At 56.9% G+C, this 21,039-nt stretch carries 14 protein-coding genes; 3 read left to right on the top strand and 11 right to left on the bottom strand.

The annotated features are described in order from the left end of the window. Positions 1 to 26 precede the first annotated feature (26 nt). Positions 27 to 812, top strand: a complete 786-nt coding sequence (locus NF876_RS00300; protein ID WP_262267022.1) for a hypothetical protein — start codon at positions 27 to 29, stop codon at positions 810 to 812. Between the two features lie 124 nt (positions 813 to 936). On the opposite strand, the gene NF876_RS00295 is transcribed toward NF876_RS00300, so the two are convergent. Next, complete coding sequence (locus tag NF876_RS00295; RefSeq protein WP_262267021.1) at positions 937 to 2,547, bottom strand: DEAD/DEAH box helicase; 1,611 nt, start codon at positions 2,545 to 2,547, stop codon at positions 937 to 939. A gap of 150 nt (positions 2,548 to 2,697) precedes the next feature. Between NF876_RS00295 and NF876_RS00290 the strand changes: the two genes are divergently transcribed. Then, on the top strand, positions 2,698 to 3,939 hold the full coding sequence (locus tag NF876_RS00290) for a hypothetical protein (RefSeq protein WP_262267020.1): 1,242 nt from the start codon (positions 2,698 to 2,700) through the stop codon (positions 3,937 to 3,939). Positions 3,940 to 5,159: 1,220 nt separating this feature from the next. After that, a complete protein-coding gene (locus NF876_RS00285; RefSeq protein ID WP_262267019.1) occupies positions 5,160 to 8,270 on the top strand; it encodes a hypothetical protein in 3,111 nt (1,036 codons plus the stop codon). 82 nt (positions 8,271 to 8,352) lie between these two features. Here NF876_RS00285 and NF876_RS00280 read toward each other — a convergent pair whose 3' ends face one another. The 10 genes from NF876_RS00280 to NF876_RS00235 all read right to left on the bottom strand — a co-directional run bounded on the left by NF876_RS00280 (position 8,353) and on the right by NF876_RS00235 (position 20,967). Then, entirely contained in the window at positions 8,353 to 9,165 is an 813-nt protein-coding gene (locus tag NF876_RS00280) for an outer membrane protein (protein ID WP_262267018.1), read from the bottom strand. A 162-nt stretch (positions 9,166 to 9,327) separates the two neighbouring features. Then, positions 9,328 to 9,780: a hypothetical protein gene (locus NF876_RS00275; protein ID WP_262267017.1), complete on the bottom strand. Its 453-nt coding sequence runs from the start codon at positions 9,778 to 9,780 to the stop codon at positions 9,328 to 9,330. A gap of 110 nt (positions 9,781 to 9,890) precedes the next feature. Further along, entirely contained in the window at positions 9,891 to 16,031 is a 6,141-nt protein-coding gene (locus NF876_RS00270) for a helicase-like domain-containing protein (protein ID WP_262267016.1), read from the bottom strand. 202 nt (positions 16,032 to 16,233) lie between these two features. Beyond that, the gene (locus NF876_RS00265) at positions 16,234 to 16,584 is read right to left on the bottom strand and encodes a hypothetical protein (RefSeq protein ID WP_262267015.1); all 351 of its coding nucleotides are present in this window, start codon (positions 16,582 to 16,584) and stop codon (positions 16,234 to 16,236) included. Then, complete coding sequence (locus NF876_RS00260) at positions 16,577 to 16,849, bottom strand: hypothetical protein (RefSeq protein ID WP_262267014.1); 273 nt, start codon at positions 16,847 to 16,849, stop codon at positions 16,577 to 16,579. Before NF876_RS00260 ends, NF876_RS00265 begins: the two co-directional genes overlap by 8 nt. Positions 16,850 to 16,881: 32 nt before the next feature. Continuing rightward, a complete protein-coding gene (locus NF876_RS00255) occupies positions 16,882 to 17,160 on the bottom strand; it encodes a hypothetical protein (protein WP_262267013.1) in 279 nt (92 codons plus the stop codon). 837 nt (positions 17,161 to 17,997) lie between these two features. After that, positions 17,998 to 18,336, bottom strand: a complete 339-nt coding sequence (locus NF876_RS00250) for a hypothetical protein (protein ID WP_262267012.1) — start codon at positions 18,334 to 18,336, stop codon at positions 17,998 to 18,000. Between the two features lie 146 nt (positions 18,337 to 18,482). Further along, positions 18,483 to 18,929, bottom strand: coding sequence for a hypothetical protein (locus NF876_RS00245; RefSeq protein WP_262267011.1), 447 nt, complete (start codon positions 18,927 to 18,929; stop codon positions 18,483 to 18,485). 164 nt (positions 18,930 to 19,093) lie between these two features. Further along, entirely contained in the window at positions 19,094 to 20,113 is a 1,020-nt protein-coding gene (locus NF876_RS00240) for an adenine nucleotide alpha hydrolase family protein (protein ID WP_262267010.1), read from the bottom strand. A gap of 32 nt (positions 20,114 to 20,145) precedes the next feature. After that, positions 20,146 to 20,967 (bottom strand): DUF7007 domain-containing protein, encoded by an 822-nt coding sequence (locus tag NF876_RS00235; RefSeq protein ID WP_262267009.1) that lies wholly within the window; start codon positions 20,965 to 20,967, stop codon positions 20,146 to 20,148. Positions 20,968 to 21,039: the final 72 nt, after the last annotated feature.

Genomic DNA, 21,039 nt, shown 5'->3' with positions numbered 1-21,039 from the left:
ATTGATCCAAACGGGGCGCAAGGTTGTTGGAAGACGTCACCAAAGTCGAGGCACAAGGCGAGACCAAGCTTATCCTGCATAGGAAGAAGGAGCAGCCTGACAGCCTAAGCAGAACACATCTCCATCTGCGCATGATCTCCCACGATGTCAGCACTCGAAACGCGGGCTATTTTGAAAGCGTAGTGCGTGACAAGGACGGCAATAAGTTGAAGGGCGTGACCCAAAAATGGCCTTACGTTGAGAAGACTCCAGGCAAAATTGAGTTTGAGGTCGACGAGCACACTCTCAACCGAAGGGTCGTGTGTCGCAATGTACAATGTGACAAGAAGATCTTCCCCTACGATGGTGGGATATTACGTCGAGAACTGCGTGAGATCGAAATAGCATTCTACCATTCTCCCGATTTGGAACGGGGAGGCGAAGTAATTATTTTACCAACGGACGAGAACATCGCAGCCATCTCTGTCCGGCTCAGCGGGGAGTTATTTGACTCACTCTTCAGTAACTTCTGGACTAACTCGGCTCCGGCAAGTGTCTATCTAACCCTCCACATGCCTTGCTTCGCATCGGGATTGGAAAGGTACGGCGTGATCCCGGGCGAGAAAGCCACTTTCGCCGAACTGGTGAGCATCGATGTAGACCAGAGCCTAGGTCGGGTCGGCGAGGAGTGGGCTGTTCCAGACATCTTCGGAAACGCGAAGCCGCGCGAAACATCCAAACACGCTGAAAAGATCCTGCTCGCGTTGGATCGCCTTCAGTGGATCATCGGCATAGCGGCGGCATTCCTAATCATTAAGAGCTTTGCCCGGTGACGTGGGAACATCCGTGAAGGGAAGCCCCTCGCGCGGCCAATTCAGCATCACGCTACGCCAATAGTCAGGTGGGACCGGCGTAATCATTCTAGGAGGGCGTTGTCGCCCTCCTGAACCACTCAATTCATCTTGCAACAGCCTGTGCGTTCCTCGCGTGCTGGACTTGCAAGCGGGTAAAGGTCATCAGCGATCCCCTGGATTCCCTGAAACTGTCGATCAGGATCTTCGTCATCTTCCGGGTGCGTTTGCCGTCACCCTTGTCGACGCGGGTTGATTCAAGAACCGTGAACAGAGAGATGTTCCGGCGCACGGCTTCATGGCCAATCTTAGATAGATCGATCCTTGTGACGGCGCTGGGCCGAGCAGGTTTAATGTCACGGACCTGTCCCTGCTTCCGCCCTCCAGTGTTCTCCGTCTTTTCATATAGAAGATATGAGCGTGAACCCGGGGGGCGAACGGCGAACAGGCTCTTGTCTCCTGTATGGAGGCCAAGAACCTCCGTTTGATCGCTCTCCTTGGTCAGACGCCGCCACGGGCGATAGTTGCTCGCGTTCGGCCCTTCCACGACATAGGCCTCAATCTCAATATAATCCTCCATTCGTCCGTGAAGGACGGTCGAGGCTCCCATATCGATGACCAAGCACTCCTTCTTGTCGAAGGTTACAGCCCCGGAACCGTCTCGTTCCGTGTGGGCTCTCATGCCGCGACCTTCCATTTGCTGCTTCTCGGCGCGGCTGGTGATCTCTTTTGCGTTAAGGATGCAGGCGGTCTTTGTTTCGTCCACCCCTTCGATGAGCATATCGACGCTGCAGAGGACCTGGACGGCACCCTGACGATAATCGCTGAAAGCCTTGTCGATCTGAGTGGGAGACAGCTGGGAATGGACGGTCTGGGCCGCGAAGCCAGCATCCTTGAAGGCTTTGGCAAGACTCTCGGCGTCTTTGATAGTGCCGGTATAGGCGAAGGTTGGCATGGTGGAGCCCCCCTCCTTAGCCCATGCCTGAACGCACCGCTTATGGTAGTCCGCCGGCCGGTTGTTTCGGACATGGCTTTGGATGCCGGACTGTGTTTCGATCGGATTTCTCGGATCGATGTATTTGCTGACCGCAGCCTCGATCGAGGATCCGTCTTTGAGGGCGATATACGGGGTGACCGTTCGCGTCGGTACGATCGCACCCATCTTCAGGGCTTCCTGATAGGAAACCCTCAGGAGCTTCGCATTCGCCAGATCCGGATGGAGTTCCTTGCCGTCAGGTCGCTCGTGGGTAGCGGTTGCTCCCATCACCACTAAGTCGGGATTGATGGCCCGAGCCGCGTTAATGATGGCGGAGTGCTGGGAGTCGGCATTCTCACTTGCGTGGTGGCATTCGTCGACAACCAGGAGGTCATAGGGCTTCAAAGACCGGATATTTGCCATCACGGTTTCAGGGAGCGCGTAGACAATCTGACCGGTCTGGTCGAGTTTCCCGTCTATGCCGAGCGAAGTGCTCTTATGCCCAAGGCTTTCAGCACGCCGCTTGTTCTGTTGCGCGACCGCGATCAGATCCTGCATGACGAGGATGTTGGCATCAGGCTTGCGCTGGAGCGTCTTGTTGATGACGTCCGTGAACATATTGGTCTTGCCGGACCCTGTAGGCGAGACAACCAGGACATTCTGGCCGGTTGCCAAGAGTTCCGAGGCCTGGGTGGTCACGCGATCTTGCATCGCCTGCCGGAGTTCGTGATCAACGGGCATCAGAGAATCCGAAACTGGGAGTATGGGAACCAAACGCAACTACGATTCCTGATCATACCATTAAAATCGGCTTTCCTGAACCGCAAAGCGTACAAATGTGTTTTTAATTCGGACTTCGTGTTAAAAGCGGTGGGTTCATAGGAGTGCCCGATGGCAGGAAAGAAACCACATATCGACGGATTCGGGGTAAAGTCGGACAGACATTTAGATAGCCCGTCGGCCCATCAGAGGCCCCACGACCGGTCTGATGATTCGAGAACGCCTGGATCCAGCAGCCACCCAGAGCGGAGTTCGCGCAGGGATGGCAACGACGGTATCGGCGATGTAGCCAATTCGTTTCTGAAGAGGGCGGAACGGAACGACAAGCTTTCGGGACTCGCCGAGGGTGCAGCGCGGTTCGGCGCCTATGCTGGCCTTGCATATGGAACTATGGAACTGGTCATTCTCGCCCGCCGGGCCATGGTGAAGTACCTGACAGGCGTTGATCCCGACACTCCACAGGCTGCGGAACAGGCAAAGGCGGCGGGAGTCGCCCCGCAGAAGGGTGAGTGGGCGGAACAGGCGGTTCGGCTCGACCAGGCAGGGATGCAGCAGGCGAACGGTAAGCTTGCGGAAGTCGCTGGCGCGGTCGGTATCAACCTTCCTGGACAAAGCCAGACAGAGGGCGGGAGGCTAGTCTCAGAAGGAAAGCTAGCCTCATTGGAGCCAACGGATACCAAGACGTTCGTCCTTGGGCATAAGGACCCTGGGAGTAAAGAGGATCAGAGCGTTATCGCACTTTCCACGGGGGGCGGCCGAGAAACCATGTCGGCTTATGCCCAGAAGACCGAGGACGGTGTTGTACGGAAGCGCAACTTCGTGAGCGAGTTGCCGGAAGGATCGCTAAGACTGGGGGAGAACGGAGTCGATCTGTCCTCCCAGGCCGACAAGGCTCTCCAAATCGGGAGCAAAGCGATGGGGGAGAGCTCGCTGGAACAGATCGTCGGCGTCGGCAATCGTGAAACCGATGTGGCGACCATGCTCAACAAGGACGGACGCGTCAGCAAGGAGGCCCGGTTCTCCGGGCGGGGCGGGGCGGGCGCGGTGGAAATTTCCGATGGCCGGGCTGTGTTCTCGCAATTGGACGATCGCGGCAAGCCTATATCCAGCCGCGAGTTGAAGGATCCTGGGATTTCGGTTTCGCCGGAAACCGGCGCTGAGACGCTTCCGAAGAGCGTTGTACACCAGATCGGAGCGTTCGCTGCCGATCCCTCGAACTTCCCTGCGGGGATGGAGCCGACGGGAGCCGATAAGGTGCTGGACCAGGCCAAAGCTATGAATATGGCGCCGCTTAATCTAAGCGTCGATCTTGGTCGTCCAGTCCGTGGCCGCGATCATGGGATATCTCGATAGCCGAGGCCTACATTACCTGGGCCCAGCTATCGCTGGGCCTAGTGGAATACCCTTAAATAAAGTCAACGCAGCCGCGCAGGCTCGGTAGGTAATCCCTTAAAGCGCGGCTAGCAGGCTAACATACGGTCGATAGACGATGGTCACTTCCTGCTCTCGAGGGCGATCTCACCGATCCGTTGGACTCAGTATTCAGCGTCGTTCGATACCAAATAGGTGCAAACTCTAACAACACCTAACGAGGCGTGTCTAACTCCAAACACTTAGCACTGCCTGAAACGGCACAGAGTTGCTTGAAGAGGGCACGCACCTCGTCTCGCCAAATTCCTACAAGCTCATTGGCCCTAAGCGGACGCAAACAGCTATCGTTCGGCACATAAGATAACGATCCCGGAAAGGCCTCCGCTATTGTGCTACAGTGCCGCAGAGTTTCGTGAAATGTTCTTAGTTCTTCGGCCGTCACGGAGCCGCGACCTTGGGAAAGAAAAGCCGGCGCTTCGAAGTGGCATTCGTAATCGGTGAAATCTCCTCGCCTACCTAATTCAACGACTCTCGTTCCCGCCGGACACGTTGGGCGTCTGGGTGATAGTGCAGACTTGCCGGCAAGTTTCCACTCTTTCATACAAGCCAGCACTTTGCTTTCGACACACTGCTGATCAACGACCATTACTTCCTGACTGCGGACCAAAGAAGGGTCCACGCAAATCAAGAAGAATAAAACTGAACATGTAAGGGTCCGGTTACCGCGCAAGGGATGCCTCCTGCCCAATGTTCAGACGCCATCGGTCCTAATATCATAAATCAAGTAACCGAATGTATCTCTTAGGTATTAATTTCAGTCTCTTTAGCATCAAACGCACTCGTGGAGCATGTGCTAGTCTATTTCCATTAATAAGAGGGAGGCCACGGATATGCCTGGGTACCGCTTCTTAAGTCGAGTTAGTGTTGCGGCGACTGCTCTTATATGGGTGTCACCCACGGCGGCCCAGCAACCAGCAGCGGTTTCGACTAGTTCGATTAAGATCCGGGCTCATGGCGTTGAGCACGGTTCGCCAGTCATTCAGTCGATCCTAGCAGCTGAATACGGCCCTCGGACGCTCCGAACCGACACCTCTCTAGCACGGGATGCCGCCACCCAAGTTCATCGAGAGCGGATCTCGAATCCACTATCACCAACCAAGACCGCTCCTTTCACTCCCGCGTATTCGAAACCGGTTTTCGACATGATGCAAAGCATCGACACCGCGAGGAAGGATTACTTGAAACGACGGCATGGAATCGAGTCTTTTAAGGAGGGGAACGCAGATCTAACATCTGTTTTCTCGCTGATCCCAGGCGGCGGCACCGCAGCGTCAAAAGTCGGTTCGAAGTTAGCAGGGAAATTGGGCACTCAAGCAATTTCAACCAATAGCGGCGATATAGCTCAAACTCTGACCGAGGCGAATGAAAGGAAATACCGATCGGCCGTAACATCGGCAGTGCGAAGAGTCGTTGCCGATGCTGATCCGGTGGTGCTTGCGAAATGGCGATCTGTTGGGATCTCGCCTCATAATCAAGTTGAGGCGCGTCGAGAACTGTTTGGGGCTGCCGGAGATTTGATGTCGAGAGGCATTCTGGCTGGGTTGCCGGTCGAGGTCCAAACAGACATTCTCGGAGCACGGACGGACCTACTCAATGACGCGGTCATCTTTCTGAGCGAACAGAGCCAGTCCCAGCTCGATCAACTCCGTGTCGATACAGATGCTTCCTTATCGGCAATGAAGGATGAGATGTCCCTACTCGGCAAGGGCCTTCATGCTCTTCAAGGGGAGCTCGACAATTCTACACGGGCTGTTAGTGCGTTGCGGGAAGGCATAGAAGCTGATCTGGCCGCTCTAGAAAAACAGATGTCCGCTCCCGATCCGTCAGTCGCAGTTCAGTCAGCGATGTGGCGCGAGATGACGCCTCATCAAAAGCTACTAGCATTGGATGACGGATTCCTACCCGAACTCAAAGGACCCGAACGTGAGGATTTACGGGCGAAGCTAAGAAACGTCACCGCCATTATGGACAGGCGCGACGTTGTTTTGAACGGACTGTCAGGCCTTGGTACTCTTGGTAATTTGGCAAAGGGAATTGGTATCCCCATAGACAACTACAACCTGCAGAAGAACATCAACGATGCTAGTTCTGCTGTTAATCTTATTTCCAATATTGCGTTAGGAAACTGGTATGGCGCAGCGCAGTCCCTGAACGGTCTCTTTGGTGGGGGAGGTGCAGATCCTGATGCAGCGGCGGCGAGCCGGCACGCTGAGATAATGGATACTCTGAAAAAAATTATCGACTTGCAAATCGAGACGTTAAGGCGTCTGGAACAAATTTCCGAGCAGATCCAAATGAGCACGCGAGCCATCCTCGCTCGATTGGAAGAGGTAGAGTCAAAGGTAGATCTAGCAAATGAGAAGCTACTGTATGAGCTAGTTGGGAAACCATTTAGCGCGTGTACGGAGTTCGTCCGAACAGCTCAAGCTGAACCTTATCGGATGCGAAACGGAATGTTCCAGAGTTTTGAGGATCGACGGCGTCACTTCGATGCTGATCAGGGACGGGACACGCCGACGTTTAGCACTTGTTCCACGCTCCTTGACCAAATGAAGATCGTCGAGCCCCCGCAAACTCGGCCGGAGCAGGCAAATCTCGTGATGATGGTGCACCAGGCATTTCGCTTTGAGCACCAAGACGTTGGGAACAGAAGCTTGTATCCTTGGATCCAGCGAAGGATGCGCGATGTAACCTACTATGCGTTGGGGATATCCGAGAAGCCAAACTGCCAGAATCGCCTCCTATCCGTGCTGAGCGCGGCGCCCAGGAAATTCGCAGACATTCCGGATGTAAAATTGAACTGCGCCGATGCTGATATCCCCTCCTATGCAGGCTATACTAACGTCGAAGGAGCACCCATCAACGCCAGTGACGCGCTTGAGTATACCTTGGCTCCGGGCGTAGTCCGCGAAATTGTTGAAACCAGTATGTTCATCGCTCCGTACTGGGAGCTGATTCAGAACGATCGGAATCGGCCGCCGCGTCATCGCCTAGCGACTGAAGAGGAGCTGGCAGCGGGGCAACTCGACAGGAACATACCCCGTTCTATGGCCACCGACTGGCCTCGCAGATACCTAGACTTAGTTAATATCGCAAATGCGCAAACTCTTTTGCATAGTGGAGGGCTGGTTGCTGAGAGGCTCGGAGAGCGGATCAAGGCCCTGAAATTCGGGACACTGGTTGACTTCAAAAGCGACGAGGTAAAAAGGTTCGTCGCCGAGCGCTGCGTGCCGAGAGCTGGCGCAGCTCCAGATGATGGCCTCAAGAAAGAAGAGTGGGCTAAGCACGAGTATTTGGTGCTCTCGTGTCTTCTGAGTGATAATCCGGCATTTGAGCGCAATGTCATAGACCGTATCATCGCGGCTGGGCTTCGCGCAAAAGGTGCCGGGCTCTTTGAGTATGACCATGCCGTTAAGCTGAGGCATCCAGCGGCCCTAATTGAGCTATTCCCGGATCTTCCTCTGGAGTTGGTCACGGCCGGCGACCAGTATGGCTGGCACCTGAAACTCGTGAAAAGCGATGGCTCTCCGCTGCTGGTGCCGCTTCCGAGTGCATCAGCGCTAAGACTGAATCTGATTGATACGCCAAATAGCGGGAGTGCACTGCTTGATATACGCGACAGACTTCTCGATCGTGTCACTGCAACTGCGGCTCAGACATTAACCGAGAATAATCCAGAAGCTGCCTATACTCTACGGCAGGCGTTTCTTGCTGATCCTGCTTTCGGCCGAGTGCCACTTCGTACCAGGGCGGAAGCGTCGCAGTTTGTTTCGTTGAGAGCAGGCGATGCGCTCCATGTCGAAGCATTCCAGTTTTTTGCTGAACTCACAAACGATCCGAGGGATATTTTCGTTGTTGACCACAAATGCGTACAGGTGCGAGTGAAGGCCTGTGCACTGACCTACAACGAAAATGTCGATTCCACTAGCCCGTCTTGTCCGCCCGGTTTAGTGGCAGACGGAAGCCCTCGTATGATCGGGGGCGGCGGCACTACGCGACAACCTGTGGTATTACGTCAAACGTGCGCGCTCAGGGATATCAAGAATGTAGCTACGATCCCAACCAGCTTCCTTGAGGGGTGTCGGATTCGGGCGGAGGCATTACCCGCACAGGAAGGGGAGGATGTTTGCCTAAGACCGTTGCAGGTGAATCGGCTCGTCGACACTTGGAGGTCAGAACTCCACTTGCTCTTTAAGCGAATGTGCGTTCTGTCAGGCAATCCAAGATGTGAAGAAATGGACGGCGTGCGCTAGATGGAGTTTGTGCGCGAGCATAAAGAAGGCCCGGTGTGAAGCACCGGGCCTTCTCTTTTCCTCTAAACGGCGCGTTTGAGGATTAGAACTTATAGTTCAGACCTGCACGGAGGACCGTGAACTTGTTGTCGGCCTTTGCCGTGAAGGTGTCTTCTGCGAGAACGGCGGTGTCACCAGTGTAAGCGCCAGCGACCTTCGTGTCCTCGAGATCCACATAAAGGCCTTCGAGGCGAGCGGTGAGGTTGTTTGTGATCGCGTATTCAGCGCCAGCACCCAGGGTCCAGCCGAACTTCGTGTCCGAGTCCTTGCCACTCCAGATCTCGGTCCGTCCGAGGCGCGGGAGGGTCAGGGTGTCAGTTGCTGAAACATCGACCGAGCCATAGGCAAGACCGCCGGTCGCATATACGAGGAAGCGGTCAACCGGAACGAAGCCGACGCGGGCGCGGACAGTGCCGAACCATTCGAGATCGGAGCGAAACTCCAGAGACTCATTGACGAAGGCGGAGTCGAGGGCGCCGAAGGACCTGATTTCCTGGTCGGCATAGTTGATGTCAGCTTCCGCGCCGACCACGAACTTGCCAATCTGGTAGTTGTAGCCAACCTGGGCACCACCAGTGAACCCGTCGCCGCCAGTCGTATCGAAGCCGCCGAAGGCTGCGTCGTTGAAGAAGAAGCCCTCCGAGCCGGACACCGTCACGTCATCGCTGTTGTTCCAGCCATACCCGGCGTTCACGCCAGCGTAAAAGCCGGTCCAGTTATAGCCCGAGCCGACAGCCGTGAAGGCCGGCACCGGAACGGGTTGGGACGTGAAAGGAAGATCCGCGGCAGATGCGGGCACTGCGAACATCGCCATAGCAGCGCAGGCGGCGAGCGAAAGGAAAGGACGGTAACGCATGTCAACCTCAGTGTGACTGTTGGAGGAGATGATCCGGCGTCAATGTTGAAGCCGGGATAGCAACTGCGGGGAATTGTTGAGCAGCTGGCTATGTCGAGCGTTCATGGAACGCTTTTTGGGGTTTTCAGATTGTCTCTGGCAATTTCCCACTGGGAGATAGGATTAGGCGGTTCCAAGTACGTTCCGCGCAGCGACATTCCGCTCATGTTCGCGTACAGCGAGCCACCGTGAGGTGGCGACGAACGTATGCATAATGAGAATGCCGACGGCGAAAACCGGAGGCATGTTGAAGCCGTAAGGGACGGCGGCGAGGATGAACGTCAGGATGTAGAACGTGCGGTTCTGGTAGAATTCCAGGTTGCGACGGAAGCGCTTGAGGGTATCGAGTTTGCTGAAGTTGCCCTTCGCGGCCATTCGGCTTTGGGTATAGCGGACTCGCCACGCTCTATAGAGATCCTGCTTCCAGGTAATCCGCTCCAGACCGACGGCCTGCAGGAGGGGTCGGCGTCCCGGAGAGCGAAGCATCCCGGCGATTCCGAGGAGCGCCAAGATGGCGAGGGTGAGCCATCCGGCGAGACCAACAAGGTTGAGGACGAGCAGCAGTGCTAATGCCACCCGTTCCTCAATTGCTGCTGAGACGGTCCTGTCGTCAATCATCGATGTATTCATGTTGCGATTCGCAAACTTTCGTTCGCCCGATTTGCACCTTATAGCAGCAGTCCGAATTAAAGTGCATACCCAACCGCCATTTGGGTAAACGAGAGGTCATCGTTGGCAGGCTGGGGCGGTTCCTCGAACTGGTTGAGGTCCGATGAGACTAAAGGGACTTCTAAGGCAACCTCCTCAATGCCGTCTTGAACTGCGTCATCAGAAACGGCTTCAGGGATTTCTGCTTCCTCGCCTTCGTCAGTATCTCCAGCGGCTGCGGCCTCCGCCGCTTTCTCGGCGGCGAGCTCTGCCTCAAGGGCATCGAGTTCAGCCAGCTTTTCGAGCAGGACAGCTTCCTCGGCGAACGGTACGCCAAGGCGGTTTCGGATCTGCTCGATCTTGCGCTGATTGCGCTGGATCTCGTCCTCATGCCGGTAAAGAAGGCGCTCCAGGCCACCGACCTGGTTCAAGCCACGGGTTGCGATACCGCCCGGGGCGAGGTCCTGATCGAATGGGTATGTGACGATCGGATCAGGGTCTCCCGGGAGGTCCATGTAGACCTCGGCGCCGTATTTCGTGAAATTCGTCGGGCGGATGCCCACGAACACGATATTGAAGCCGGCGAGGTTGCCGATTTCGCGGTTACCCACCGTCTGTCGGTTCACATGTTGTGCAACCGCCTTGATGATCGCATTGCCGAACGCCTCGCGCTTGTCATAGGCGATGCCTTCGACCGTGCCGTTGAATTCACCGGCCGGGACGGGTTGGCGCTGTTTGATGGCCTCCCTGATTACATCGACCGTGGAGGTAGAGGACTCGATGGTCTTCTCAGCCCAGCGCTTTTCAGAGCGCAGTTTACCCTGTTCAGAGTTGTGGGCCTGGCGAAGGCGCTCAAGGCGCTCCACATCAGCCCTCAGGCCGGCGACGCGCATATAGCGCTCATCGCCGGAGGCCAAGGCGGCAGCCATCTGGAACGCCGAGGCTTCGGAGACGTCGTCCATGCTGCGGATCGTGTCGTCGCCGTTCATGGCTTGCTCGATGAAGCGTGCCTTTCGGGCGTTCATACCCCACATCGTGGAGTCATAAGAGCCTTTTGTCGCATAGGCCCGGATACGAACAGAGCTATTCTGGTTGCCCTGGCGCTCGATGCGGCCCTCGCGCTGTTGGACGGAAGCCGGGAACCACGGAGCATCCAGGTGGAAGAGGTCATAGAGGCGCTTTTGGACGTTCACTCCTGTTTCCATATCACGTCCGCCAATTAGTATCCTCTTCTTGCCTTCGCGCATCTCTGCGAACAGGCGTTCCTTCTTGGCATGCTGCTTGTGATCGCGCATGAACGCGATGTGCTCCGGGCGGACTCCACCGTCAATCAGTCGCTGCTGAATCCAGGCTTTCATGTCGAACCCGCGATTGATCGCGGATTGCTCACCCAAGCCAATGTCCGTGAAGATGATGGAGGTTGCCCCCTTCAGCGGCTCGGGTTTCTTGGTCACCGGATCGAAGAACTCGAAGTCGGCGGTCTCGTGATAGGCGTCGATGGCGTCACTGAGGATCCGATTGAGTTTGCTGTCCGGGTCCGCCGGCCAGTTCGGATCGACGAAGCGCATATCGATGGCCGAGAAACGCCCGTCCGCAATCACGGTCAGGATAATGTCGTCGCCCTTCTTCGGGGCGCCGGAGCGGTTGCGGATCGCCTTGATACGGGCTTCGAGCTCTTTCTGATACTCCTTATAGCCCGTGGGGACTGGCGTCACGACGATCTGTCGTTGACCTCCCTCAATGAGGGGTCGTTCGACCAGTTCGCCGAGCTGCTTGCTGGAAAGAATGTCCATGAAGCTACGAACACGGCGCATAAGTTCCGGCACGTTATAGAACTTGGCGAAGCGGCTCACGATCTCATAGCCACCAGCTGCGTTCTGCTCGAAGCCGGCAACAATGTCGCCATACTGAGCCGCCCAGGCATCGAAGCTGCCCAATCCATCGGCCTCCAACTGAGCGGGCTGGAAGAACCGCTGCACCGTGAACAGTTCGCCCATGGTGTTGGTGATCGCGGTGCCGGATGCCATGACCAAGGCACGGCCCTTGTTGTTCCGGCGGAGGTAGTCGACCTTCATAAAGAGGTCGAGCGCCATCTGAGAACCAGCCGGGTCGATGCCTTTGATATTTCCTTGGTTCGTTGCGAAATCCAGTTTCCGGAAGGTATGTGCCTCGTCTACGTTGATGAAGTCGACGCCAAGTTCCTCGAAAGTGAGGACCTGATCTTTCTTGTCCGAGGCGAGACGAGCTTCCAGCCGGCGCTCCAGCGCCTCGATGCGCCGTTCAATCTGCTTACGGGTGCGGCGGTCGGAGCTTTCAACGTCCTGTAGCAGCCATTCCCACTCGCGGATCTGGTCGTCGATGAATTCCTTATAGAATTCGTTGCTCATGCCGATCCGCCCAAAAGCCGAGTGCGTGATGATGATGGCATCGGGATTATTCAGAGCGGCCATAGCCACGAACCGGCGGCGGTTGTGGGTGTGGAAATTGTATTCGTCCGCCACCAGGATGTTCGCCGCCGGATAGATCTCGAGGAATTCCCGCGAGAACTGGGCGAGCATATGGTTCGGGACCACGAACATCGGCTTCGAAATTAGCCCGAGGCGCTTCTGCTCCATTGAGCCGGCGATCATTTCGAAAGTCTTGCCTGCACCAACAGAGTGGGCCAGGTACACGTCACCCTGCTGGATGATGCGCCAGACAGCCCGCTTCTGGTGGGCATAGGGCGAGAACCGCAGCGAAAGGCCCGGAAGGGTCAGGTGCGAGCCGTCGAAGACACGCGGGGCGATGTTGTTGAAGTTCTCGTTATAATAGGAAACGAGACGCTCCGTGCGGTCGGCATCGGTCCAGAGCCACTTCTGGAAGGCCTCGCGCATCTTTGTTGCAATGTCGTTCGCCTTCTCGGTGGCTTCCACGTTGACGGTCGAAGTGCCGTCCTCATGGCGATCCACGATCTTGATCTGCTTGCTGTTCAGCAGGGCCTGCAGAACATCAGAGGATTCCATCCGATCGAAGGTCCATTCGGACACGGCATGATGATGACAGGTGACCGTCCAGTTTCCGAGCGATGCCGTATAGACAACCTTCATCCGGTCGCCGATGACCTCTTGGGCGAACTCCTCGATGTCGGAGGTCGGGATCCAGTTGACGCCGAGGCGGACCATGATGTCTGAGGCCGCCAGCGGCTTCGGCTGCACCTCCATCAGCGCTTCCACGTTCCGCTTGTAGCTCGGATCGAGGCTGCAGGCGGCCATCGCGTCCCTTAGCTTCTGGACCACGTTGCCCGACAGGTACTCGTCGGCCATGACCCACTGGCAGCCAGCGGGATCCTTGAAGATCGAGGTGCCAAGATCCGCGATCACCTCGTCGCGGCTCAGCTGAGCAAGGCGTGACACGTCGTCGATGTCGAGACGGCCAAGGCGGTTCAGAGAGACGAACAGGGCATCCTGGGTCGTGTTGATAGCGGGTTCCTGATCCCGCTTGAGCACCCGACCCTGAAGGACCGGCCCGCGGCGAATTTCCCCATCCTCTGCGATGGTTTCCAGGGCGTAGGCAAGCGCACCCTCGGCGTCGATCCGGATCAGGGGATCGTTCTTGAAGCGCTTGGTTTCGGTGATGGTCCCATCGGGATTGGACCGTTCGATAACGGTGTATTGCAGAATCCGGCCATGGGATTTGACGAAGGAGTCGTAGGTCTCGTTGAGGCGAGCCAGCGAGAATTCCCAGTTACCGTCGTTGAGCTGATCCGCCTGGGCCTTCTTCAGGGCGTCGCGGAGCTTGATGTAGCCCTTCAGCCAGAAGAGCTCGCTCGGGCGCAGATCGATCGCCTTCCCGGACGAATTGAAGCGCTGCGTCAGCGGCTGGCCGATCCCGTTCTCGAACTGCATGACAGTCCCGTCCTCGGAGAGGTACAGCCCCCCGACTTTCCGGTTGCTCGGGTCGAGGTCGATGGTCGGGCCGTTGGCCGCGGTCGAGGCGACCGATGAGGTTTTCGGTCGCCGGGCATAGATGCCCTCGGGCAGGGTCAGGATAGCCGTCTCAAAGGCATCCTCGATGGTCACGTCAGTCAGAGGGTCGACGGAGTATTCAACCGCCCGGTGCATCGAGCCGCTGACGCTGTGTCGGCCGAGGACCATATTGGGGTTCGCGACGAAATACTCATTGATCTCAAAGTCGTAGCCTTCAACTTCGATCTTCGCCGTCTCCATCCAGTCGTTCAGGTAGAGAACCGGCTCGCCGACGGCCTCACCGCGCTCGTTCGTGCGGTACAGGGCAGCGCCCATGCTGGTCCGGCGCACCTTCTCGCCAGCCATGCGCCTGCGCAGGAAAAGGACGTCGGTCACGACCTGGGTCCCTGCGTTCTCCTTGAAAGCGGTCTGGGGTAGACGGATAGCCGCCACAAGGTCGGCACGCTCGGCGATGTAGCGGCGGGCCTTGTCGTTCTTCTTGTCCATCGTGCCCTTGCTGGTGATCAGGACAACGATGCCGCTTTCGCGGACGCGATCGATGGTCTTGGCAATGAAGTAATCGTGCAGGAGGAAGGACTGCTTCTTGTACTCCGGATCGTTCAGGACCTTGGTGGAGCTGAACGGCGGGTTTCCGATGGCAGCGTCGAAGAAGTCCCGCGGAAGTGCCGTCTTGGCGTAATCGCCCGTGATGATATGGCTTCGGGGATAAAGGAGGCGGGCAATAGAGGCCGAGACCGCATCGTATTCGATGCCGGTGTAGGTGCTGGCTGCGGCCATATCCTCGGGCATGAGGCCGTTGAACAGACCGATACCCATACCGGGCTCAAGGATCGAGCCGCCATTAAATCCCAGGCGCTGCATGCCCCTGAAGATCGAAGTGATCACCGCCTCGCTGGTGTAGTGGGCATACTGGGTGGTGCGCTTGGCCTCCTGGTACTCGTCGTCCGTTAGGAGAGCCTTCAAGCGGTCGGAGAGCTGGTACCAGTCGTGGCGGTAGCCTACGCCGAACATGCCATTGGCGACTTCGCTGGCGCCCCAGCCCGTGTATTTGGTGAGGAGAGACTTCTCCTCGTCTGTGGCCTCCCGGCCCTCAGCGGTGATGGCCTTGGCGAGTTCGATGATGTCGATGTTCCGCCTGGCAGTTTCCTTCCAGGATCCCTGGCGCTTCAGTTCGCCGGGCTGGATGCGATAGTTGCGACGCCCGTCGAGCTCGTCGTCCGGAGCGATCGAAACAAGGTCGGCCTCGTCCAGAACAGTGTCGATAACGACATCGCCGACGAACGGGTCCGTATTGTCCGCCGGTGCTTCGGGCGGAACCACCGGTGAGGTGCTTTCAGCCTCAGACAGCAGGGTTTCACCCGCCGGAGCAGATGCCGCCTCAAGAGAGGCGGAGATCTCATGCTGCTCGATCTGCAGCGGGAGAGACAGGGGCTCGGTGACGATCTCGACCCTCTGGGCGGCCGGGACATTCTCATTCGCCGATGCAAGTTGCTTTACAGCCTCGAGGTCCTGAGGCTTTACGAGACCGCGCTGGATCTTGAGCGCGCCCTTCTCGTCAACACCAATCAGGGCACCGGAGACCGCAATCCATTCGCTCGGGATTGTGACGGCGGTCAGAGGAGCCGCAAGCGACAGATCCGGGGAGCGATAGGGGATCATATCCCAGGCAGCGTCCGGAGCGCTTCCGGTCGTAACCCATTTCCAGCCTTCCGCCTTGACCTGGCCGGAGATGGCATTGAGCCTCCGGGAGGCCAGCTGAACCAGCAGGGACGGATCGGACAGGGTGCCGTTGCCTGGTTCGCCGAAGAGGTCGCGCTGAACGAAGCCACCGGCGGCCTTATAGGCATCAAGGCCGACGAACCCGACCAGCCGGTGTCCCTCGGAAATGCCCATGGGGCTCAGGATGAGGCGGATCTGATCGGGCTCGGCCGCCCACTCATTGAGGGCATGGAAGATGACCTTTTCCTGGGCCTTGAAGTCGGACGTGATGCTCAGGGCCTCGATCTGCTCCAGATCCAGGTGGCCCTGCCGAAAGAGGGCGATGATCTGGGGAGCAACCGTCGTGAGCTGTACGCGTGACCGGGCCTCTTTGAGGCTGATACCGAATCGAGTGGCGATCTCGCTGATATTCACGCGCTTCGAGCGCGAAAATTCACGGCACTCGTCGATCTGATCCGCGAGGTTGATCGCGACAGTCGAAGCTTCTGACATCATGGACAATCTCATTCGTTTGGCTTTGGCCGAAAGCCGCGTGGCCGAAGCCAGCGTTTGGGGGTTTTGATGTGGGAAATTCCAACGTTGGTTTTGACAAAAAAGAAAAAGGCCCAGGCGCTTAACGCCCGGGCCTCATCTGAAATCCGCGCCCGAGGGGCGCGGCTATGGCGTTGTCTGAAGCGATCCCGCAATCTGTGGTCCATCAGGTCGCGTCGGGCGCATTCCGTGACGCCAGCGCAATAGCCGTTTCGATCTTGGAAAGAGTCCTTTTTGCAAGAACGTGCCCTTCAGAAGCGTCGACGAGATCGGCCAGCATGTTTTCGATCTCATCCTTGGCGTCCTGAAGAACGTCTAAGAGCACCGGCGCGGCCGCCATCTGTGTGGCGAGCTGGCCGGAAGGGGTCTCGAGAGGTTCGAGGCCGTCGACCGGATGGTATCGGACTTCGGCTAGCACCTCGTCTCCAGAAGGGCCGAGGATGGCGAAGGTGTCGCCACGTCCTTCGATAACCAGAGCCTTGCTGAGGAGCTCGCTTTGCGCTTGGCGGTCAGACATTGACGAAGCGATCCAGTTTCAGCTTCCGGAAGCCGCTGGGCGCACGCTGGCCCTTGCGAAGGCTGGCCGTGATCCAGATGCCTTTTGAGCTCGCGGTTGCCCTCTCAGAATATTGTTCGAACGCGGCCGCTGCGTCTGCGGCAGTTCGGATCTCGACGGATTCCTGAGGAAGCGGTGGCTCTGACCCGTCGAGATGGAAGTGGATCGAATTGAATCCGGAACCGTCAGACGATGCCGGGTGAGAAGATAGGATGAGTGTTGCCATAAGGATGTAGCGTCCTGTTGGTCGCTGAAAGATCAAACGTTGACGTAGCGATCGAGCTTCAATGCCTTGAAGCCGCGGGGGGCACGGTCGCCCTTCTTAAGGTCGCCGAACGCGTGCGCGGGCCGTCCATTAGCGATGGCATCCTCGCAGTACTTATCGAATGCGGCTTGGGCGTCGGCAGCAGATGTGATCGGCACCGCGCGGTCAGGGAAGGGGATCGTCTCAGGAAGGCGGGCAAGAGCCGTGCGCGGCGCGCCGTTCGGTCCCTCGGCGGGGAAAGCCTGAAACGTCTTGAGCATGAGTGTGGGCATATGATCTCTCCTTTTATGGGGATTTGCTGATGGTCAGTCCGTAGACACTTTGGTTCTGACCTTCGGGGTGGTGCGACTTTTCAGCTGGTTTGGGCTTCCGAGCCCCGGCGATAGGCTTTATAAAACGGAATAATGATTTCTATTTCGGCCAGGAGCCGATCAGGAGGTACTGGTGCGGACGATTACCCTAATATCGGTGGCTGCAGGGTTGCTCCTACCGGGGGCGGCCTACGCTCAGTGTCGACCGATGCCCATCCAGGTGAATGTCATTACGCCTGAGCCCCAGGTGCTTCTGACAACGGCGCAAAATGTGGTCTCAGCGTCCGGGAATGCTTACGAGGTGCGGTCGTCGGCGCCTTCGGGATGGCATATCAACGGACTAGCTCAGGCTCGGCCGTCATACGATCTGAAGCTGCAGGGTGAGGTTACGCCCGGATGCTACCGGCCTCGAGTGGTGACGGTCACCTTCGGCTTCAAAGAACCAATACAAGTGTTCATCGCGGCCAAGTACCGACCAGGAAGCTGTGAGTATGAGAATATCCGCCAACACGAGATGCAACATGTTCGGATCTACCGGAACGCGCTCCTGAATCATGCAGGCAGCTTGCAGTTTGAGATCAACCAGGCTGCCGGGACCCTAAACCAGCGGCACTTGAGCTCTCCGCAAGCCCAGCAGCTTGCGTTCAACACAATGGTTGAGGCGACGGCGAGAGTATTTAACCGAATGATGGAAGAGTCGCGCCGCCTGAATGCGCCTCTAGACACAGCGGAGAACTACCGGCTGGAGCAGGCTCGTTGCTCCAATTGGTAAGACCGGGATCTATATTTGTCTCGTCTTTACGGATTTCCGCTGTAGTTCTCAATGTGAGCCGTGAAGGCTTTCTCGGAGCCTTCAACGTCATCCCAAAACTCTCCCTGGTCACTCACATTGGAGATGGCATTGCGGAGCATGGTTTGCTCTGCTGCCGAGAGTTCGATCGGAATTTGAGCGGGGAAGGGATGGAGCTCGAGCATTTCGGAAAGCCAAACCCGAGCGGCCTCAAGATCTTCACTGTCAGATGAATTCTGTAGCCCATCGTCTTTAAGCACGTCGAGCATACCTTCCATCATAGACAGAATAGCGATTGCCTCGTCGTTCGAAGCGAGGACCAGCGTAGCGACGTCTCCCTCAGCCATGTGAATTCCAGTCTTGAAATGAAACGAAATCCTGATCGTTCAGAGAAGGTTTTAGGCCGAAGCAGGTAGAACAAAGCCGCTGCTTACCGGATGATAAGCAGCGGCTTGATCGAAGAGTTGAGTCAGCTGTATTGGGAGGAGTGCTATTACGGCACCACCAGCTTGGTGTCAGAAGAACTGATCCGATCAAGCCCTTTATCGCGCAGCGCCTTTTCGAATGCTCCGGTGTCTTCACCGAGAATCCTTGCGTAGTGGCCGGGCTTGTTCAACCAAGACCAGGAAACGACGTCCAACTTGAACGTCTTTTCCGGCTCGTTCGAGCCCCTTGTGTAAACAAAGCTACAGGCGAGATCGTCATACTTGGTTTCAGAACCCTCACGAGCTTTGACGAGCCTGCCTTCCACCGATTGGCCTTTGATGACAGCCTGGTCATAGGTCCAAGTTGCCGGGGCCGAGTTGGGCAGCGGCTTGAGCCTTGCTTCTTTGTATGCGTTGGCGAACTCAGAGCAAGCCAACACGGCCTTGTCTTCTGAGGAGCATGCTGCGAGTCCGAGAGCAGCGAGGCCTACCGCCAGCATGATAGAGGTCTTCATACGGGATTACTCCGGAGATCAGATGTTACTCACGATGCGACAGATAACTCAGGTGTATGCTGCGCTTCTACGCTTTTCTGCAGAGCCGATTTTGCTCAAATCGATCTTCTGTGGATGAATTCGATGGCGGCGATCGGAACAGCAGAAGACTGGGGACATGGCCGTTATGCAGCCTTCTTCTGAAACCCTTCAGAGATCGTCGGCGTTGAAGGCGTTCTCATCAGATCGCCCGATGTCATATTGAAGAACTCAATCCACTGCTGCATATCGGGGCGCTTAGAAAGCTCAATCCCGCCGACAGACTCTTGCCAAGAGATGAGTTGTTGAGGCGTTTTCTCGGCAATCATGCGTACCTCCTCCTCTGGAAGGAGGCCCTTCTCAAGGATGTACTCTGTCATTGACCCTGGGCGAGGAGTCGCACCTCGACAGCCTTTGACCGGAGTGCGCCAAAGACCTTGAACTGTCGTCAAGCGCGGTTTGGCCCGTGCTTCTATCAAAACGATCCGGCGAAGAAGAGACTTTTCCAAATCGTGAAGCTCGTGGGCCTTCGTAACGGGGCAGAAGAAGCAAGCGCTTTTAATCGGAACCGGCAAACCAGCTTGTTTGATGCGTTCGATGCAATCTTCGCGCTTCCAGCCCAGCTCTCTGAGTGGGTATCTGTACAAGTACTTCGGATCGTCGTATCCTTCCCTATCCTTGTAGCGCTTTTGATCAGCCGGGCTGCAGTCGTACCCTATCAGTTTGATGACCTTGCCACCAGCAGCCCAACAGCGACGAGCAGGCTCCCAGCTTTCCGTCCACCGCTCCTGCGGCGCGATCTTCCATTTTTGACTGCATGAACCATAGCCAAACGTCTTGGACGGCAGTGTACCATTGACCAGGAGGTTAGCTTCCAACGTCCGGTAGGGCGGATAATTTTTGAAATTCTTGGGCTCGTATCGGACAACGTGGAATGGCACGCCCCGTTCCTCAAGCCATGCCTTGAAGATTGGGAGGTACTCATATGTTTGGGGTCGTTCACTTCCGGTGTCGGCGAATAGCGCAACGTCCACGCGTTCGCCATTCTCGACCATGTGTATCAACATCGCTACACTGTCGACCCCCAAGCCAGCGGCGGCCATGACGGGGCTCTCGGCGTCTTCGAAAAAATCCAACTGCGGCGGTCGCGCCGTCAACTCAATCATGTAAGAATCCAAATCGATTGTTGGGTGCGGCTTCAGGCGGCGGCCAGGACAGGGTGGTCCGGTAGGACCTCCTGGTGAATTTCGGGATCGATGATCATGCCGAACTTCGCGCGGTGTTCGTACTCGGCTTCTGCAACAAGGAAGGTCTTTTCCTTGTGAGAAACAGATCGAAACGCTCTGTTTCCGCCGATGGTCGCGGTGATCTTGAGCATGCCATTGCCGGCTGAGCTCGCCGAGATAGACACCCACTTGTCCCTGGATGCCTCAATAAAGGCTTCTTCCTGGAGTCGCATGCTGTCGGACTGCGCGAGTGTCTCGCCAGTCACCGCCATGTACTCGTGAGGCATGTAATTGATGAGGGTGCGCTTGGCGTCGCGACGATCCCGCGTCGTAAACAGCTCCGGGTAATGGTGAGCGACAATAGCCCAGCAGACGTCTTCCTCGTAGAAGCCGCGGGTATTCCTCCACGCCTCGTGGATCTGCTGGTTCCGCTCCTCATCGAGGACCATAAATCCATGCCCGGGAGTATTGTATTTCCAGACCCCTTCTGCGTACTTGTAGCCGTAGTCGGCCGATGAGCCATCGGGGGTGTACGGACCGTTCCGGCCAAAGGAAATGTATTCTCGGGTGAGCGATTTGAGCTCGACGCCGGCCAGATGAATCAAGCGGACTTCCTCGCGGGCGGCATCAAGAGTGTCTTCGAACGCAAGCTGGTACCAGTACGGCTGGCTCTGCAGAATTCCCTCTTCGAGGCGTTGGACACGAAAGCCTGCGTAGTTCCCAGATAGCTCAACGATGCGGAGCGTGTAGCCGGATCCCTCATTAGTGGATTGCTCGATTTCGCGCTCGGTCATAGCGGCTCCTGCTTTTGGGGTTTGTTCTATGGTTTCTCTCCACCGGGTGATTGGAGATGCACAATAAAAAGC

The organism is Microvirga yunnanensis (assembly GCF_025460875.1).
Note: the sequence above shows the minus strand (reverse complement) of the source record. Positions and strands in the feature narration are given on the sequence as shown.

Bases quoted from the DNA above. Each gene is read 5' to 3' on its own strand.
- NF876_RS00295 (WP_262267021.1), bottom strand. From the start codon at position 2,547: ATGCCCGTTGATCACGAACTCCGGCAGGCGATGCAAGATCGCGTGACC.
- NF876_RS00290 (WP_262267020.1), top strand. From the start codon at position 2,698: ATGGCAGGAAAGAAACCACATATCGACGGATTCGGGGTAAAGTCGGAC.
- NF876_RS00285 (WP_262267019.1), top strand. From the start codon at position 5,160: ATGATGCAAAGCATCGACACCGCGAGGAAGGATTACTTGAAACGACGG.
- NF876_RS00280 (WP_262267018.1), bottom strand. From the start codon at position 9,165: ATGCGTTACCGTCCTTTCCTTTCGCTCGCCGCCTGCGCTGCTATGGCG.
- NF876_RS00270 (WP_262267016.1), bottom strand. From the start codon at position 16,031: ATGATGTCAGAAGCTTCGACTGTCGCGATCAACCTCGCGGATCAGATC.
- NF876_RS00265 (WP_262267015.1), bottom strand. From the start codon at position 16,584: ATGTCTGACCGCCAAGCGCAAAGCGAGCTCCTCAGCAAGGCTCTGGTT.
- NF876_RS00260 (WP_262267014.1), bottom strand. From the start codon at position 16,849: ATGGCAACACTCATCCTATCTTCTCACCCGGCATCGTCTGACGGTTCC.
- NF876_RS00255 (WP_262267013.1), bottom strand. From the start codon at position 17,160: ATGCCCACACTCATGCTCAAGACGTTTCAGGCTTTCCCCGCCGAGGGA.
- NF876_RS00250 (WP_262267012.1), bottom strand. From the start codon at position 18,336: ATGGCTGAGGGAGACGTCGCTACGCTGGTCCTCGCTTCGAACGACGAG.
- NF876_RS00245 (WP_262267011.1), bottom strand. From the start codon at position 18,929: ATGAAGACCTCTATCATGCTGGCGGTAGGCCTCGCTGCTCTCGGACTC.
- NF876_RS00240 (WP_262267010.1), bottom strand. From the start codon at position 20,113: ATGATTGAGTTGACGGCGCGACCGCCGCAGTTGGATTTTTTCGAAGAC.
- NF876_RS00235 (WP_262267009.1), bottom strand. From the start codon at position 20,967: ATGACCGAGCGCGAAATCGAGCAATCCACTAATGAGGGATCCGGCTAC.